The following is a 14,340-nucleotide window of genomic DNA, read 5'->3' as shown; positions in this document are numbered from 1 at the left end:
ATCGCCGACAGGTGCGACAACCAAAACGTGCTGCGCTCCGACATGCTCGTGCTCCCCGGAAAACGGAAGCCGAAGCATGCGGGCTCACCCAGGGCTACGTAAGGATGGGGTTCGTGGAGCGCTTACTTTAAACCCTCCTCTTCCACCCTATACAACCACCCTCATCAGGTCAAGTTCTTTATTGTTTTCAAAGACTTAAATTCATACTCTTGAAAAGTTTTCATTCGCCACGGAAAGGTATAAATAATTTCAAGAGCAACTTCGCGCCACTATGGGTTTTACGCTTTGGCGGACATCTCTAAATGGGATGCCTCCTTTCTTCGATTCGGAAATGGTGTCAGGCGACACCGTAAATTGCCCCCTAGCGACACGAGGAACTGACCCCCTCGTTCGCAAGGAGGCCATCGTTGGAAACGAAACACATCGAGGTGAATCCTGTACGCCGTCTGGTTTGCGGAGTGCGGGAGATGTTGGAGCCGGAGGCGGTCACGACGATCGTTAGGTTGGGGCAGTCAGGGTGGGGCGCGAAGCGGATTGCCAGGACGTTGGGCATCGCGCGCAACACGGTGCGGCGGTATCTGAGCGCGGGCGGGCCGGTGCCGTACCGGCAGCCGCAGCGCGACAGCGTGCTGGGCGGTCATGAAGGATGGCTGCGGGAGCGTTTCCTGCAGCACCGGGGCAACTGCGATGTAGTGCGCCAGCAGTTGAGCAAGGAACTCGGAATCGACACGAGCCTGCGCACGGTCGAGCGCGCGTACCGAGGGTTCCGTCAGGAGCTTGAAGCGAGCCGCCGTGCGACGATCCGCTTCGAGACCGCGCCGGGCGAGCAGATGCAGATCGACTTCGGCCAGACGCGCGTGCTGATCGGCGGCGACTCGGTGCGGGTGTTCCTGTTCGTGGCGACGCTGGGCTATTCGCGCCGGGGGTTCGCGTGCGCGTTCCGGCACGAGCGCCAGAGCGCGTGGTTCGCCGGCATCGAGGCAGCGTTTGTCCATTTCGGCGGACGACCGCAGACGCTGCTCATCGACAACGCCAAGGCACTGGTCGACAAGCACGACACACAGACGCGCCAGGTTCGGCTCAACAGCCGCTTCGAGGCGTTCTGCCGGCACTGGGACATCGCTGCCCAGGCATGCGCGCCGTTTCGCGCCCGCACCAAGGGCAAGACCGAGAATGGCGTGGGTTACGTCAAGAAGAACGCCATCGCTGGCCATGCCTTCGACAGCTGGGCCGCGATGGAGGCGCATCTGGCGCGCTGGCAGCGCGAGGTCGCCGACGTGCGCATCCACGGCACGACGGGTGTCACGCCCGCTGAGCGCTTCGACCTGGAGCGTGAACACCTGCGTCCGGTTGCCGGGATCGCCCCCTTCCTGCAGGTGCGCGAGCTCGTGCGCCGGGTCAATGCCGAGGGCTGCATCGAGCTCGACACCAACGCCTACAGCGTGCCATGGCGGCTGATCGGCGAGACGGTGACGGTCGTCGTCAGCGCCGACACGGTGGTGGTCGAGTACGCCGGCGAGGAGGTGGCCCGCCATGCGGAACTCTCCGGCAGTCGGGAGCGCAGCATCGAGCGCAGCCATCTGCTGGGTGGATCGCCGCCGCCGGCCGAGATCGAGGCGCCGCCGCCCACCGATGCGTTGCTGCGCCCGCTGGCCGAGTACGACGCACTCGTCGGCGGAGGCTGGTGATGATCGATACCGACCGACTCGACGACCTGCTCACCCGGCTGCGGCTCACTGCGATCCGCGACCAGCTCGACAGCCTGCTCGACGAAGCCAGCCGGGCGCAGATGACGCTGCGCGAAGCGCTGCTGTTCCTGGCCGAACGCGAGGTCGCCCGGCGTGACAGTCGGCGCATCCAGATGGGGATGAAGCTCGCCCGCTTCCCGTGCGTGCGCACGCTGGAAGGCTTCGACTTCGACGCCCAGCCCTCGATCGATCCGGGGCAGATCCGGGATCTGTCCACCGGCCGCTGGATCGGCCATGGCCAGGCCCTGCTGCTGCTCGGTCCGCCCGGCGTGGGCAAGACCACCTGGCGGTCGCACTCGGGCGCGAGGCGGTGGATCGCGGCTATACGGTGCTCTTCACCTCGGCGGCGGCGCTGATGGCCGGGCTCACGAAGGCGCACGCCGACGGGCGGCTCGAGGAGAAGCTGGTGCAGCTCTCGAAGCCCAAGCTGCTGATCATCGATGAGCTCGGGTACCTGCCGCTCGAGCCGGCCGCCGCACACCTGTTCTTCCAACTGGTATCGCGGCGCTACGAGCGGGCCAGCATGCTGATCACCAGCAACCGGCCGGTTGGCGAGTGGGGGCAGGTGTTCGGCGACGCCGTCGCCGCCACCGCCATCCTCGATCGGCTGCTGCATCACAGCCAGGTCATCACGATCAGGGGCGACAGTTACCGGCTACGCGACAAGCGCCGCAGCGGCCTTCTGCAGAAGGCCGCTGCCCCCACCCCGATCACGTCGGAGAATTGATTAACCCAGGGGTCAATTCCAGATGTCGTCAGGGGGCGCATCAAATCTTCGTGTCGCTTGACACCCACGAGGGGTGGCTGCACCTGTGCGCGGTGCTCGATCTGTTCTCCCGCCAGGTCGTCGGTTGGTCGATGGGCGAGCGAATGACCAAGGAATTGACGTTGAACGCTTTGCTGATGGCGGTGTGGCGGCGCAAACCGACCGAGGAGGTGTTGGTGTATTCGGATCAGGGTAGCCAGTTCAGCAGCCACGACTGGCAAGACTTCCTGAAGGCGCACCGGCTGGTGCCGAGCATGAGCCGGCGCGGCAATTGCTACGACAACGCGGTCGCGGAAAGCTTCTTTCAACTGCTCAAGCGCGAGCGGATAAAGCGAACGATTTACACGGATCGCGCGCAGGCTCGCTCGGATGTGTTCGATTACATCGAGCTCTTCTACAACCCACGACGACGCCACGGTTTCACCAACCAGCTCTCGCCGGTAGAGTTCGAGCGGCGGTCTTTCTTGAAGAACGGGACCGTCTAGGAAACCCGAGGCGCTTCAGTAGCCGTAAGTAGGCATACATAGATTTCTCTACACATAAATTCACGGTAACAGCCAAGTTTCTTTGGGCAAGCTTTTTTGTACTTTACCGACAAGAGCTGGAAACGGGCCGGAAACTCCGCCCGCCGGCGCGCACGCGACACCGTGATGGTGCCGGTCTCGAGCGGCTCGCGCAGCGACTCGAGCACGCGGCGATCGAACTCGGGCAGCTCGTCGAGGAACAGCACGCCGCGATGCGCCAGCGAGATCTCGCCCGGGCGCGGCACCGCACCGCCGCCGACCAGCGCGGCCGCCGAGGCCGAATGGTGCGGCGAGCGAAACGGCCGCCGTCCCCAGGTACGCACATCGAACTCGCCCTCGATCGACGCCACCGCCGCAGCCTCGATCGCCTCCTCCTCACTCATCGGCGGCAGCACGCCGGGCAGGCGCTGCGCCAGCATCGACTTGCCGGTGCCGGGCGGGCCGAACAGCAGCAGTGAATGTGCTCCGCCTGCCGCCACCTCCAGCGCCCGGCGCGCCTGCAACTGGCCGCGCACATCGGCGAGGTCGGGAACACTCGCGCCCGCAAGCGGCAACGGGACGGCGTCGGCCACCGGCTCGAGCGCGGTGTGGCCGTTGAGGTGCGCGCACACCGCGAGCAGGCTGGCGGCGGGCAGCACGTTTGCGCGTCGGGCGAGCGCAGCCTCGGCGGCATTGCCTGCGGGCAACACCAGGCCGCGCCCGCCCCGCCCGGCTGCCAGGGCAGCGGCCAGCACGCCGCGCACCGAGCGCAGATCGCCGGTGAGCGACAGCTCGCCGCAGAACTCGAGCGCATCGATGCGCTCCATCGCCACCTGATCGGACGCCGCCAGGATGCCGACCGCGATCGCGAGATCGAAGCGTCCGCCCTCCTTGGGCAGGTCCGCCGGGGCGAGGTTGACGGTGATGCGGCGCTGGGGAAATTCGAACTGGGACGACTGGATCGCCGCCCGCACCCGATCGCGCGCCTCGCGCACCTCGGTGTCGGGCAGGCCGACCAGGCTGAAGGCCGGCAGCCCGTTGGCCAGATGGACTTCGACCGTGACCTCGGGCGCAGCCAGCCCTTCGAGCGCACGGGCGCGCACGAGCGCGATCGACATGGGTATCTCCAGACCGGACGGGGCGCCAGTCTAGCGGAGACGCCGCTCATGACAAAGGCAAATATTCTGCTCGCATCACCACCGGCGGCAGCGATGCGTGCGAGAAACTCAGGCCTTGTCGCCCGGCGCGAGGCGGGCTTCGAGTTCGGCGACCCGCGCCTCGAGCTCGACGAGCTTCTGGCGGGCGTGGGCGAGCACCTCGCGCTGGACCTCGAACTCGTCGCGCGTGACCAGATCGAGCTTGCTGAAGGCGCCGCCGAGCATGGCCTTGGCGTTCTTTTCAAAGTCACGTACCGGGCTGTTGGCCGCGAGTTCCGAAAGCTTGGCGCCGATTTCGTCGAGGAAGCGGGGAGTGCTCATGATTGCCTGCAGATAGGGGTGAAAACGGCGCAAAGTCTAGCATGCGCAGGCGGACGCACCAGAATCGCCCGCCCACGGGGCAGGCAATGCACCACAACGGTGCGCAGAACCCCAATTTCGTGCACGATCTGATTGCGCGGCGCAGCAAACAGGCCTTTCAAAGCGGTCGCAAGCCTTTCTGTACAAGGCTTTTGAAAAGCTGGCACACGATCTGCTTAGGGATGCTCGTCAGGCATTCCGACACCCTTTCCAAGGAGCAGATCATGAACAAGACCTCGATCACCGCCACGCTTGCTGCGCTTCTCGCCACCCTGCCCTTCGCCGGCAGCGTCCATGCCGAGGACAGCCCCTTCACCGCCAACATCGGCCTCGTCTCCGACTACGCCTACCGCGGCTTCAGCCAGACCGACGAGCGCCCGGCGCTGCAGGGCGGTTTCGACTACGCCCACGAAAGCGGCCTCTACGCCGGTGTGTGGGGCTCGAACGTGTCCTGGCTGTCCGACGGCAATTCGGACGTCAGCAACAGCCTCGAGCTCGACATCTACGGCGGCTACAAGGGCAGCGTCGGCGCCATCGGTTACGACGTCGGCCTGCTCCAGTACTACTACCCGGGCAGCTACCCGAAGCCCTACAACAGCCCGAACACGCTCGAAGGCTACCTGGGGCTGTCGTGGGAATTCCTGTCCTTCAAGTACTCGTACGCCTTCACCGACCTCTTCGGCTACGACAAGTCGGACGGCAGCCAGTACTACGACCTCGGCGCCGCTGTGGACATCGGCTACGGCGTCACCCTGGCCGCCCACGTCGGATACAACGACATCAAGGGCCAGGACGATTACACCGACTGGAAGCTCGGCTTCTCCAAGGAATACGGCGGCTTCAACTTCGGCCTGCATTACGTCGACACCGACGTGAACAACAGCGACCTCGCCGACGAGCGCGTGATCCTGTCGGTCAGCAAGAGCTTCTGACCCACGCCTCTCACGGAACCGGAGAAAACCATGAAATTCATCGCAGCCATCATCAAGCCCTTCAAGCTCGACGAAGTGCGTGAGGCGCTCTCGGCCATCGGCGTGCAGGGCATCACCGTCACCGAGGTCAAGGGTTTCGGCCGCCAGAAGGGCCACACCGAGCTTTACCGCGGCGCCGAGTACGTCGTCGACTTCCTGCCCAAGGTGAAGGTCGAGGCCGCCGTGTCCGACGACATCCTCGACCAGGCGATCGAGGCCATCGAGAAAGCCGCAGCAACCGGAAAGATCGGCGACGGCAAGATCTTCGTCTTCGATCTGGAACAGGCCATCCGCATCCGCACCGGCGAGACCGGCACGGACGCGCTGTAAGGGAGAACAGAAAAATGAAAAACCGCTTTGCACTCCTGCCGGCCGCAGCCCTGCTCGCCGGCGCATCGGGCGGCGCCTTCGCCCAGGAAGCAGCCGCCGTGGCGGTCGAGGTCAACAAGGGCGACGTGGCCTGGATCATGACCGCAACCCTGCTCGTGCTGATGATGGCCCTGCCCGGCCTGGCTCTGTTCTACGGCGGCATGGTGCGCGCCAAGAACATGCTGTCGGTGCTGATGCAGGTCATGACCGTGTTCTCGCTCAACGCGCTGCTGTTCGCAATCTACGGCTACAGCCTGACCTTCACCGAGGCCAGCCCCTTCATCGGCTCGCTCGACAAGGTCTTCCTGTCCGGGGTGACGATCGACTCGCTCGCCGACACCTTCACCGAGACCGCGAAACTGCCCGAGTTCGCCTTCATCGCCTTCCAGGCCACCTTCGCCGGCATCACCGGGGCGCTCATCGTCGGCGCCTTCGCCGAGCGCATGAAGTTCTCCGCGGTGCTGATCTTCTCGGTGATCTGGTTCACCCTGTGCTACCTGCCGATCTGCCACATGGTGTGGGGCCCGGGCGGCTACCTGCTCGAAGACGGCGCACTCGACTTTGCCGGCGGCACGGTGGTGCACATCAACGCGGGCGTTGCCGGCCTGGTGGGTGCGTACATGGTGGGCAAGCGCATCGGTTACGGCCGTGAATCGCTGGCGCCGCACAACCTGACCCTGACCATGGTCGGTGCCTCGCTGCTGTGGGTGGGCTGGTTCGGCTTCAACGCCGGTTCCAACCTCGAAGCCACCTCCGGTGCTGCACTCGCCTTCATCAACACCCTGCTCGCCACCGCTGCAGCCGTGCTGGCCTGGTCGCTGGGTGAGGCGCTGATCAAGGGCAAGCCCTCGATGCTGGGCGCGGCTTCAGGTGCGGTCGCCGGCCTGGTGGCGATCACCCCGGCCTGCGGCTCGGTGGGACCGATGGGCGCGATCGTGATCGGTACGCTGTCGGGCTTCATCTGCCTGTGGGGCGTGAATGGCCTCAAGCACATGCTCGGCGCGGACGACGCGCTCGATGTGTTCGGCGTGCATGGCGTGGGCGGCATCGTCGGCGCCATCCTGACCGGCGTGTTCGCGGCCCCTGGCCTGGGCGGCACCGGTGCCGAGGACTTCTCGATCGCCTCGCAGGTGTGGATCCAGACCTGGAGCGTGATCGTGACCGTGGTGTGGTCGGGTGTGGTCGCCTTCATCGCGTTCAAGGTTGCGGACCTGCTCGTCGGACTGCGCGTGCCGGAAGAAGAGGAACGCGAAGGCCTCGATACCACGGCACACGGCGAAACCGCCTACCGCTTCTGATCGTCCCTCGCCGGGGTCCCCCTCCTCGGACCCCGACCTTGCACGGCGCCCTTCGGGGCGCCGTTTTTCGTGAACTGCCGCGGCGGCTCAGGAAACGATGTAGGCCGCTGCCCCGGTGGCAAGCAGCTTGCCCTCGGCGTCGAGAAAACTCATCCGCGTCGACGCTACCCGCGAGCCCAGACGCAGCACTTCCGCCTCCATCAGGAAGCGCTCGCCGATGCCAGGACGCAGGTAGTCGATGCGCAGGTCGATGGTGCCGAGCCGCGAAAAGCGGTGCAGACGCTGGAACGGCGGCTCGTCGAGGTGGCGGGCCCCGATCGCGGCCATCACCGCCAGGCCTCCCATGGCATCCAGGCAGGCCGAAATGACGCCGCCGTGGATGCGGCTATGCACGAAATGGCCGACGAGCTCCGGGCGCATGTCGATGCGCCCGTGCACGCGCTCACCGCCGATGTCCTCGACCTTCAGGCCGAGCAATGCGTTGAAGGGAATCCTGTGCTCGAAGAGCTCGCGCACGCCGGCGACGAATTCAGGCTCGAACTGCACCGGCGTCGCCGGCGGACGGGAATTTGAGGGCATGCTCGTTCCTTGGCTTCAAAGCGGAAGACGCGCCTCGAACCGACGCGGTCGTCACCGCAAGCATTGATGAATGCTGCGCCCGGGTGTCTCGGGCGCTCACGCCTTGTCAGCGCGGCAATGCACCGCCAGCCACACCGCATCCTGAGACACGGATTCGACACGATGCCGGCAGCGCGCCGGCAGGCTCACCCAGCCGCCGGCGCGAAGATCCAGCACGCACCCGTCGGCGAAGGCGAGCACGGCGGAACCGACCAGCAGCACCACCCATTCGTCCTCTTCCTGTTCGTACCAGAAGCCCGGCGGACTGACGTGGCCGAAGGAGACGATGCGCTCGACGCGGCAGGTAGGGTTGGCGAACAGGGTTTCGAAAACCTCCCCGTCCGCGGCAGCAGGGAGCTCCGTGAAGAGATTGCCTCGCGCGGGCCGCACTGAAGGCTTGGTCATCGAACCGGCACCTGCACTGCCTGCTCAGCGAAACACCACCGTCTTGTTCCCATGCACCAGCACCCGATCTTCCAGGTGGTAGCGCAGGCCGCGGGCGAGCACGGTCTTCTCGATGTCCTTGCCGTAGCGGACCATGTCCTCGACCGCGTCGGAGTGATCGATGCGGATCACGTCCTGCTCGATGATCGGCCCCTGGTCGAGGTCGGCGGTCACGAAATGGCAGGTGGCGCCGATCAGCTTGACGCCCTTGGCGTAGGCCTGGTGATAGGGCTTGGCGCCGACGAAGCTGGGCAGGAAGCTGTGGTGGATGTTGATGATGCGACCCGGGTAGGCGGCGCACAGCTCGGGCGACAGGATCTGCATGTAGCGCGCGAGCACCATCGTGTCGCCACGCACCTCCTCGAAGATGCGCCGCACTTCGGCGTAGGCGCTGGCCTTGTTGTCGGCGGTCACCGGCACGTGGTGGAAGGGGATGCCGTGCCACTCGACGAAGCCGCGGAAGGTGTCGTGGTTGGACACCACGCACGCGATCTCGATGTCGAGCTCCTTCGACTGCCAGCGCGCGAGCAGGTCGTAGAGGCAGTGCTCCTGCTTGCTCACCAGCACCACCACGCGCTTCTTGACCGCGGAGTCGCTGATCTTCCAGTCCATTTCCAGCTCTTCGGCGAGCGGGCGGAATTTTTCACGAAACTCGGCGAGGTGGAAGGGCAGCGAGTCCGCGCGGATCTCGATGCGCATGAAGTAGCGGCCGACCTCGCCCGCCTCGAGCGGCGGCTCGGCGTGCAGCGAGGTCTCGAGGATCCAGCCCTTGTGCTCGGCGATGAAGCCCGACACCTTGGCGACGATGCCGACGCGGTCGGGGCAGGAGGCGGAGAGCGTGAAGAAGCGTTCGCGATGCATGGACGGTTAATTGCCGAGGTAAGTTGGAGAGGCTGAGCCCCCTCGGGGGGCGGCGAGTATGGCAAGCCCGGGCGTACCCTCGCCGCGCGGCGCTCGCCTGGGTCAGGCGACCTTGGCGAACGCCTTGTCGATCTCGGCGCGCAGGTTGGCGTAGTCGCGCACCACCGGGTACTGCGGGAACTCGCGCACCACGTTCTCGGGCGGATGGAACAGGATGCCGCCGTGGGCTTCGCCGAGCATCGCGGTGTCGTTGTAGGAATCGCCCGCGGCCACGACCTTGAAGTTGAGCTCCTTGAAGCGCCTGACCGCCTCGCGCTTCTGGTCGGGCATGCGCAGGTGGTAGTTCACCAGGATGCCTTCGGCGTTGGCCTCGAGGCTGTGGCAGAACAGCGTGGGCAGGCCGAGCTGCTTCATCAGCGGCTTGGCGAACTCGTAGAAGGTGTCGGACAGGATCACCACCTGGTAGGTGTCGCGCAGCGCGTCGAGAAAGGCGCGCGCGCCTTCCATCGGGCCCATGCTGGCGATCACGTCCTGGATGTCGGGCAGGCCGAGCTTCTTCTGCGCCAGGATGTCCAGGCGGTACTTCATCAGGGTGTCGTAGTTGGGCTCGTCGCGGGTGGTGCGGCGCAGCTCGGGGATGCCGGTACGTTCGGCGAATTCGATCCAGATTTCGGGGACCAGCACACCTTCGAGGTCGAGACAGACGATACGCACCACACCCTCCTGCGGGCAGATTCGGGAAAACCGCGATTCTAGCAGTGTGCGGCCAGGGTGCAGGGTTCGACCCCCACGCGAACACACGCCCGCTTGCCGGGCGTCGGCCTCACTTTGCCGGCCTCACGCCTCACTCCGCCGGAATCGCCTCCAGCGCCTCGTGCAGTTCGAGCCAGCGCAGCTCGGCCTCCTCGATGCGCTCGGCCAGCTCGGCCTGGCGCTTGTTGAGCGCCGGCACCTCGCCCGCCTGGGGGCCGGAGTACAGCGCCGGATCGGCGAGCTTCTCAACGAGCTCGGCCTTCTCCTTGTTCCACGTCGCCAGGCGCTTGTCGATCTGCTCGAGCTCCTTCACCAGCGGCCGGCGCGCGACCAGGCGCGCCTGGCGGTCGGCGGCGGCCTGGGCGCGGTCGGCCTTGCGCGTGGCCTTGTCGGCGGCCTGGTCGGGGCAGGCTGCGGCGGCGGCGACTTCGGCGCGACGCGTGGCGAGCCAGTCGCGGTAGTCGTCGAGGTCACCGCCGAAGGGCTGGATGCGGCCGTTGTCGACCAGCACGAAGCGGTCGCAGGTGGCGCGCAGCAGCGCGCGGTCGTGCGACACCAGCACCATCGCGCCCTCGTAGTCCTGCAGCGCCATGGTGAGCGCGTGGCGCATCTCGAGGTCGAGGTGGTTGGTGGGCTCGTCGAGCAGCAGCAGGTTGGGCCGTTGCCAGATCAACAAGGCCAGCGCCAGGCGCGACTTCTCTCCACCCGAGAACGGCCCGCACGGGGTGGTCGCCGGGGTCGAGCTGCCGCCCACGCCGTCGCCGCGGAAGTCGAAGCCGCCGAGGTAGTCGCGCAGCTCCTGCTCGCGGGTCTGCGGGTCCAGCCGCACCATGTGCTGCAGCGCGGACTCGTCCGGGCGCAGGGTCTCGAGCTGATGCTGGGCGAAGTAGCCGGTGGCCAGGCCCTTGCCTTCCAGGCGGCGGCCGCCGGCGAGCTTGAGTTCATGCGCGAGCAGCTTGATCAGCGTCGATTTGCCTGCACCGTTGCGCCCGAGCAGGCCGACACGCTCGCCCGGGCGCAGGGTCAGCGTGATCCGTTCCAGCACGGTCTTGTCGCCATAGCCCACCGCGCCGTCCTCGATCTGCAGCAGCGGATCGGGCGCCGGCGGCGCGTCGCGGAAGGCAAAACTGAAGGGCGTGTCGACGTGGGCCGCGGCGATGCGCTCCATGCGCTCGAGCGCCTTGATCCGGCTTTGCGCCTGGCGCGCCTTGGTAGCCTTGGCGCGAAAGCGGCGGATGTAGTCTTCCATGTGCGCGATGTCGCGCTGCTGCCTCTCGAACATCGATTGCTGCTGGATCAGACGCTCGCCGCGCTGGCGCTCGAAGTCGGAATAGCCGCCGGTGTAGAGGTTGAGCTTCTGCTGCTCGATGTGGGCGATGTGGGTGACGCAGGCGTCGAGGAACTCGCGGTCGTGCGAGATCAGCAGCAGCGTGCCGCGGTAGTCGCGCAGCCAGGCCTCGAGCCAGATCACCGCGTCGAGGTCGAGGTGGTTGGTGGGCTCGTCGAGCAGCAGCAGGTCCGATCTGCACATCAGCGCCTGCGCCAGGTTCAGGCGCATGCGCCAGCCGCCGGAGAAGTCCGACACCGGGCGCTCGACGTCCGCCTGCAGGAAACCCAGGCCGTCGAGCAGCGCTGCCGCACGGGCCCGCGCTGCGTAGCCACCGATCTCGTGCAGGCGGGCGTGGAGCTCACCGATATGCGCGCCGATGTGCTCGTCGTGCGCCGCATCGGCCGCCGCCAGCTCGGCCTCGATGCGGCGCAGCTCGGCGTCGCCGTCGAGCACGTAGTCGATCGCCGGCTGTGACAAGCCGGGGGTCTCCTGGGCGACGTGGGCGATCACCCAGCCCGGCGGCATGGCGAGGTCGCCCTGGTCGGGATGGAGCTGGTCGCGCAGCATGGCGAACAGGCTGGACTTGCCGCTGCCGTTGGCACCGGTGAGGCCGACTTTCCAGCCGGGGTGGATCTGCAGCGTGGCGGCCTCGATGAGGACCTTGGCGCCGCGCGCGAGGCGCAAATTGCGAAGACTGATCACGAACGGATACACGGCCGGACGGCCGCGGTTTGAATTAAAGGCGCTATTCTACGCGCCAGCCGAAACGAACTCCGAACCCGCCCCCCGGAAACCGCCACGCATGATCCGTATCCGCCCCCTGTTTTCTGCCCTCGCCCGCCGCTCCCTCGTGTCCGGCCTGTTCGCTGCCGTGCTCGCATGCGTCGCACTGCCGGCCCATGCGCAGGCCGAGGACGAAGCCGCCCGCGCGGCAGAGCGCGAGCGCGCCGAGGCGCTCGAAGCCGACGGCAAGGCCCTGCGCGCCGAAGCCGAGGCCACCTACGAGGCCACCGTACCCGGCTGCTACGACAAATTCTTCGTCAACCGCTGCATCGACCAGGCCAAGAAAAAGCGCCTGGAGACGGTCAAGCGCGCCCGCGAGCTGGAAGCCGAATCTCGCCGCCTCACCCTCGCCGAGCGCCAGCGCGTGGCAGCCGAAGCCGGCGCCAAGGCCGAGCGCCCGCTGACGCCGGCCACGCCCACCGCGCTCCCGGCCACGCCCGCAGCCGCCGTATCCGCCCCGCCCCCCGACGCCCGTATCGCGCCCTCGCACGAGGCCGAGCGCATCCGCGCCCAGCGCGAGGCCGACACCCGCGCCGCCGAGGCGGAGGCTGCACGCAGTCGCGCCGCCAACGATGCGCAGCGCGCCGCCGACCGCCGCCGGGCCGAAGAGGACGCCGCAAACCGCGCGCAACAAGCCGCGGAAGATCGCGCACGCTACGACGAGCGCATCCGCAAATACGAAGAAGAGCAGGCGAAGAAAAAGCAGTAGGACATATCGCGACGCACGCAGGGCGCAACCGGGGCATCCGCCCCAGCCACTGCGCCGCGGCTGTGCGCTGCCTCAGGCGCTGCCGGCGGGCTGCGTGGCCCAGTCGAGCGCATCGGTCAGGCGGTCGTTGCCCCAGAACAGCTCCTCGCCCACCCGGAAGCTCGGCGCGCCGAACAGGCCGAGTTCGGCCGCGTGTTCGGTCTGGCAGCGCAGCGCGAGCTTGTTGGCATCGGACTGCGCGCGCGCCATGACTTCGGCAACCGGCAAGCCGAGCGCAGAAAGAATGTCCTCGATCACCGCCGGCTCGGCGATCTCACGGTCCTCGGCGAAGTTGGCCGTCATCACCGCGCGCGCGAACGGCGCCACCCAGCCATCCTCCACGCCGATCAGCGCCACCCGCGCGGCGAGCAGGCCGTTGCGCGGGAAACGGCTCGGCCGCCGGAAGGGCAGCCCCTCCTTCGCGGCCAGGCGCTCGAGGTCGCGCCACATGTAGCGCCCCTTGGGCGGGTAGATGTTGAACGGCGAGTCGTTCCAGCCCAGCGCCAGGAACACCGGACCGAGCAGGAAGGGCTTCCACGCGACATCCACGCCGGCCGCTTCGGCCGCGCGCTCGATGCGCATCACCGACAGATAGGAATAGGTGCTGGCGAACTCGAACCAGAACTCGACGACGGGACGGGACATGGGGGACGTTCCTCGGCAGGGATGGGCCTTGTCACTATAGGCGAAGCCGACGGCTCCCGCGCCGCATGCACCCAACGCGCGCCCCGCCGGCGAGCGAACTCAGGACGGCCGGTTCGCCACCCAGATGCCGGCCCCGACCAGAGCCAGCGCGGCGAACACGGCGGGCGTCAGCGGCTCGCCGAGCAGCACGCCGCCCGCGAGTACGCCCATCACCGGGGTGAGGAAGGAGAAGGACGACAGCCGTGTCGCGGGATACTGCCGAATCAGCCAGAACCAGCCCAGGTAGGACGCCCCGGCGACGATGAAGATCTGGAAGAACAGGCTCGCCCACACCGCCGCGGTCGGCGCGAACACGCCGGGCTCGCCGAGCACGATCGACAACAGCGGCAAGGCCAGGGCAGACACCGCGAGCTGATAGAGCAGCGTCTTCTCCGCCGACACCCGCGCCAGCGCACTTGCCTTGACGGTCAGCGTGGTCGCGGCCCAGAACATCGCCGCGAACACGATCATCAGGTCGCCGATCCATGCCCTGTCGGCCGACGAGAACAGATGCTCACCGAACAGCACCAGGATGCCGGCAAAGGCCAGCGCCATGCCTGCCCACTGTGCCCGGCGTATCTGCTCCAGGGGCAGCAGCCAGCGCGCGCCTAGGGCGACGAAGAAGGGCGCGGTGTAGAGAAAGATCACCCCCCGCGAGGCCGTGGTGTATTCCAGCCCGAGGAAGATCAGCGCGAATTCGGCGGCGAACAGCAAGCCGGCCAGCAGGCCCGGCCACAGCGTACCGTCACGCGCCCACAGGCGGACACCGCGCAGCCAGGCCCAAAGGAAGACGATCACCGTGGCCCCGATCGAGCGCAGCCCCGCCTGCCAGACCGGCGAGATCCCGGCGCTGGCAAGCTTGATGGCCACCTGTTGCAGGCCCCAGATGGTGCAGAACAACACCATCAGGCCGATGGCGAGGCGGTCGAGCTCGGTCTTGTGCATGG

General features: G+C 67.1%; 13 protein-coding genes and 3 pseudogenes. 7 read left to right on the top strand and 9 right to left on the bottom strand.

Annotated elements, in window-relative coordinates:
- The first annotated feature begins 467 nt into the window (after positions 1-467).
- The 3 genes and pseudogenes from istA to RBT54_RS03615 all read left to right on the top strand — a co-directional run.
- Positions 468-1,688, top strand: a complete 1,221-nt coding sequence (gene istA, locus RBT54_RS03630) for an IS21 family transposase (protein WP_320364199.1) — start codon at positions 468-470, stop codon at positions 1,686-1,688.
- Positions 1,688-2,475 (top strand): annotated as a pseudogene (gene istB, locus RBT54_RS18435) (IS21-like element helper ATPase IstB). The gene istA and the pseudogene istB overlap by 1 nt, the downstream one beginning before the upstream one ends.
- A 62-nt stretch (positions 2,476-2,537) precedes the next feature.
- Positions 2,538-2,999: pseudogene (locus RBT54_RS03615) on the top strand (IS3 family transposase); the annotation flags it as partial.
- An 86-nt stretch (positions 3,000-3,085) separates the two neighbouring features.
- On the opposite strand, the pseudogene RBT54_RS03610 reads toward RBT54_RS03615, so the two are convergent.
- A pseudogene (locus RBT54_RS03610) lies at positions 3,086-4,135 on the bottom strand (YifB family Mg chelatase-like AAA ATPase); the annotation flags it as partial.
- A gap of 108 nt (positions 4,136-4,243) precedes the next feature.
- On the bottom strand, positions 4,244-4,495 hold the full coding sequence (locus tag RBT54_RS03605; RefSeq protein WP_320364187.1) for an accessory factor UbiK family protein: 252 nt from the start codon (positions 4,493-4,495) through the stop codon (positions 4,244-4,246).
- 263 nt (positions 4,496-4,758) lie between these two features.
- Between RBT54_RS03605 and RBT54_RS03600 the strand changes: the two genes are divergently transcribed.
- The 3 genes from RBT54_RS03600 to RBT54_RS03590 are packed head-to-tail and all read left to right on the top strand — an operon-like array spanning position 4,759 to position 7,172.
- Positions 4,759-5,466 (top strand): TorF family putative porin, encoded by a 708-nt coding sequence (locus tag RBT54_RS03600; RefSeq protein WP_320364185.1) that lies wholly within the window; start codon positions 4,759-4,761, stop codon positions 5,464-5,466.
- A 30-nt stretch (positions 5,467-5,496) separates the two neighbouring features.
- Complete coding sequence (glnK, locus tag RBT54_RS03595) at positions 5,497-5,835, top strand: P-II family nitrogen regulator (RefSeq protein ID WP_320364184.1); 339 nt, start codon at positions 5,497-5,499, stop codon at positions 5,833-5,835.
- 14 nt (positions 5,836-5,849) lie between these two features.
- On the top strand, positions 5,850-7,172 hold the full coding sequence (locus RBT54_RS03590; RefSeq protein ID WP_320364182.1) for an ammonium transporter: 1,323 nt from the start codon (positions 5,850-5,852) through the stop codon (positions 7,170-7,172).
- Between the two features lie 87 nt (positions 7,173-7,259).
- Here RBT54_RS03590 and RBT54_RS03585 read toward each other — a convergent pair whose 3' ends face one another.
- The 5 genes from RBT54_RS03585 to RBT54_RS03565 form a co-directional block, all read right to left on the bottom strand.
- The gene (locus RBT54_RS03585) at positions 7,260-7,751 is read right to left on the bottom strand and encodes a thioesterase family protein (protein ID WP_320364180.1); all 492 of its coding nucleotides are present in this window, start codon (positions 7,749-7,751) and stop codon (positions 7,260-7,262) included.
- 96 nt (positions 7,752-7,847) lie between these two features.
- On the bottom strand, positions 7,848-8,195 hold the full coding sequence (locus RBT54_RS03580) for a phosphoribosylaminoimidazole carboxylase (protein WP_320364179.1): 348 nt from the start codon (positions 8,193-8,195) through the stop codon (positions 7,848-7,850).
- Positions 8,196-8,219: 24 nt separating this feature from the next.
- On the bottom strand, positions 8,220-9,095 hold the full coding sequence (gene purU / locus RBT54_RS03575; protein WP_320364176.1) for a formyltetrahydrofolate deformylase: 876 nt from the start codon (positions 9,093-9,095) through the stop codon (positions 8,220-8,222).
- A gap of 102 nt (positions 9,096-9,197) precedes the next feature.
- Positions 9,198-9,809, bottom strand: coding sequence for a bifunctional phosphoserine phosphatase/homoserine phosphotransferase ThrH (gene thrH / locus RBT54_RS03570; protein WP_320364173.1), 612 nt, complete (start codon positions 9,807-9,809; stop codon positions 9,198-9,200).
- Positions 9,810-9,939: 130 nt separating this feature from the next.
- On the bottom strand, positions 9,940-11,880 hold the full coding sequence (locus tag RBT54_RS03565; protein ID WP_320364171.1) for an ATP-binding cassette domain-containing protein: 1,941 nt from the start codon (positions 11,878-11,880) through the stop codon (positions 9,940-9,942).
- A 100-nt stretch (positions 11,881-11,980) separates the two neighbouring features.
- Between RBT54_RS03565 and RBT54_RS03560 the strand changes: the two genes are divergently transcribed.
- The gene (locus RBT54_RS03560; protein ID WP_320364169.1) at positions 11,981-12,670 is read left to right on the top strand and encodes a hypothetical protein; all 690 of its coding nucleotides are present in this window, start codon (positions 11,981-11,983) and stop codon (positions 12,668-12,670) included.
- 72 nt (positions 12,671-12,742) lie between these two features.
- Here RBT54_RS03560 and RBT54_RS03555 read toward each other — a convergent pair whose 3' ends face one another.
- Positions 12,743-13,354 carry a 2-hydroxychromene-2-carboxylate isomerase gene (locus RBT54_RS03555; RefSeq protein WP_320364166.1) on the bottom strand — a complete coding sequence of 204 codons (612 nt, stop codon included), beginning with the start codon at positions 13,352-13,354 and terminating at the stop codon, positions 12,743-12,745.
- Between the two features lie 99 nt (positions 13,355-13,453).
- Positions 13,454-14,338: a DMT family transporter gene (locus tag RBT54_RS03550; protein ID WP_320364164.1), complete on the bottom strand. Its 885-nt coding sequence runs from the start codon at positions 14,336-14,338 to the stop codon at positions 13,454-13,456.
- Between the last annotated feature and the right edge of the window lie 2 nt (positions 14,339-14,340).

The sequence above is a fragment of the Thauera sp. genome (assembly GCF_034003485.1).
In the GTDB taxonomy this organism is placed as follows: Bacteria; Pseudomonadota; Gammaproteobacteria; order Burkholderiales; family Rhodocyclaceae; genus Thauera.
The sequence above is the reverse complement of the archived record's forward strand: the minus strand, read 5'-3'. Positions and strand labels throughout refer to the sequence as shown.

Bases quoted from the DNA above. Each gene is read 5' to 3' on its own strand.
- RBT54_RS03550 (WP_320364164.1), bottom strand. From the start codon at position 14,338: ATGCACAAGACCGAGCTCGACCGCCTCGCCATCGGCCTGATGGTGTTG.
- RBT54_RS03555 (WP_320364166.1), bottom strand. From the start codon at position 13,354: ATGTCCCGTCCCGTCGTCGAGTTCTGGTTCGAGTTCGCCAGCACCTAT.
- RBT54_RS03605 (WP_320364187.1), bottom strand. From the start codon at position 4,495: ATGAGCACTCCCCGCTTCCTCGACGAAATCGGCGCCAAGCTTTCGGAA.
- RBT54_RS03590 (WP_320364182.1), top strand. From the start codon at position 5,850: ATGAAAAACCGCTTTGCACTCCTGCCGGCCGCAGCCCTGCTCGCCGGC.
- RBT54_RS03600 (WP_320364185.1), top strand. From the start codon at position 4,759: ATGAACAAGACCTCGATCACCGCCACGCTTGCTGCGCTTCTCGCCACC.
- RBT54_RS03580 (WP_320364179.1), bottom strand. From the start codon at position 8,195: ATGACCAAGCCTTCAGTGCGGCCCGCGCGAGGCAATCTCTTCACGGAG.
- RBT54_RS03585 (WP_320364180.1), bottom strand. From the start codon at position 7,751: ATGCCCTCAAATTCCCGTCCGCCGGCGACGCCGGTGCAGTTCGAGCCT.
- glnK (WP_320364184.1), top strand. From the start codon at position 5,497: ATGAAATTCATCGCAGCCATCATCAAGCCCTTCAAGCTCGACGAAGTG.
- RBT54_RS03560 (WP_320364169.1), top strand. From the start codon at position 11,981: ATGATCCGTATCCGCCCCCTGTTTTCTGCCCTCGCCCGCCGCTCCCTC.
- purU (WP_320364176.1), bottom strand. From the start codon at position 9,095: ATGCATCGCGAACGCTTCTTCACGCTCTCCGCCTCCTGCCCCGACCGC.
- istA (WP_320364199.1), top strand. From the start codon at position 468: ATGTTGGAGCCGGAGGCGGTCACGACGATCGTTAGGTTGGGGCAGTCA.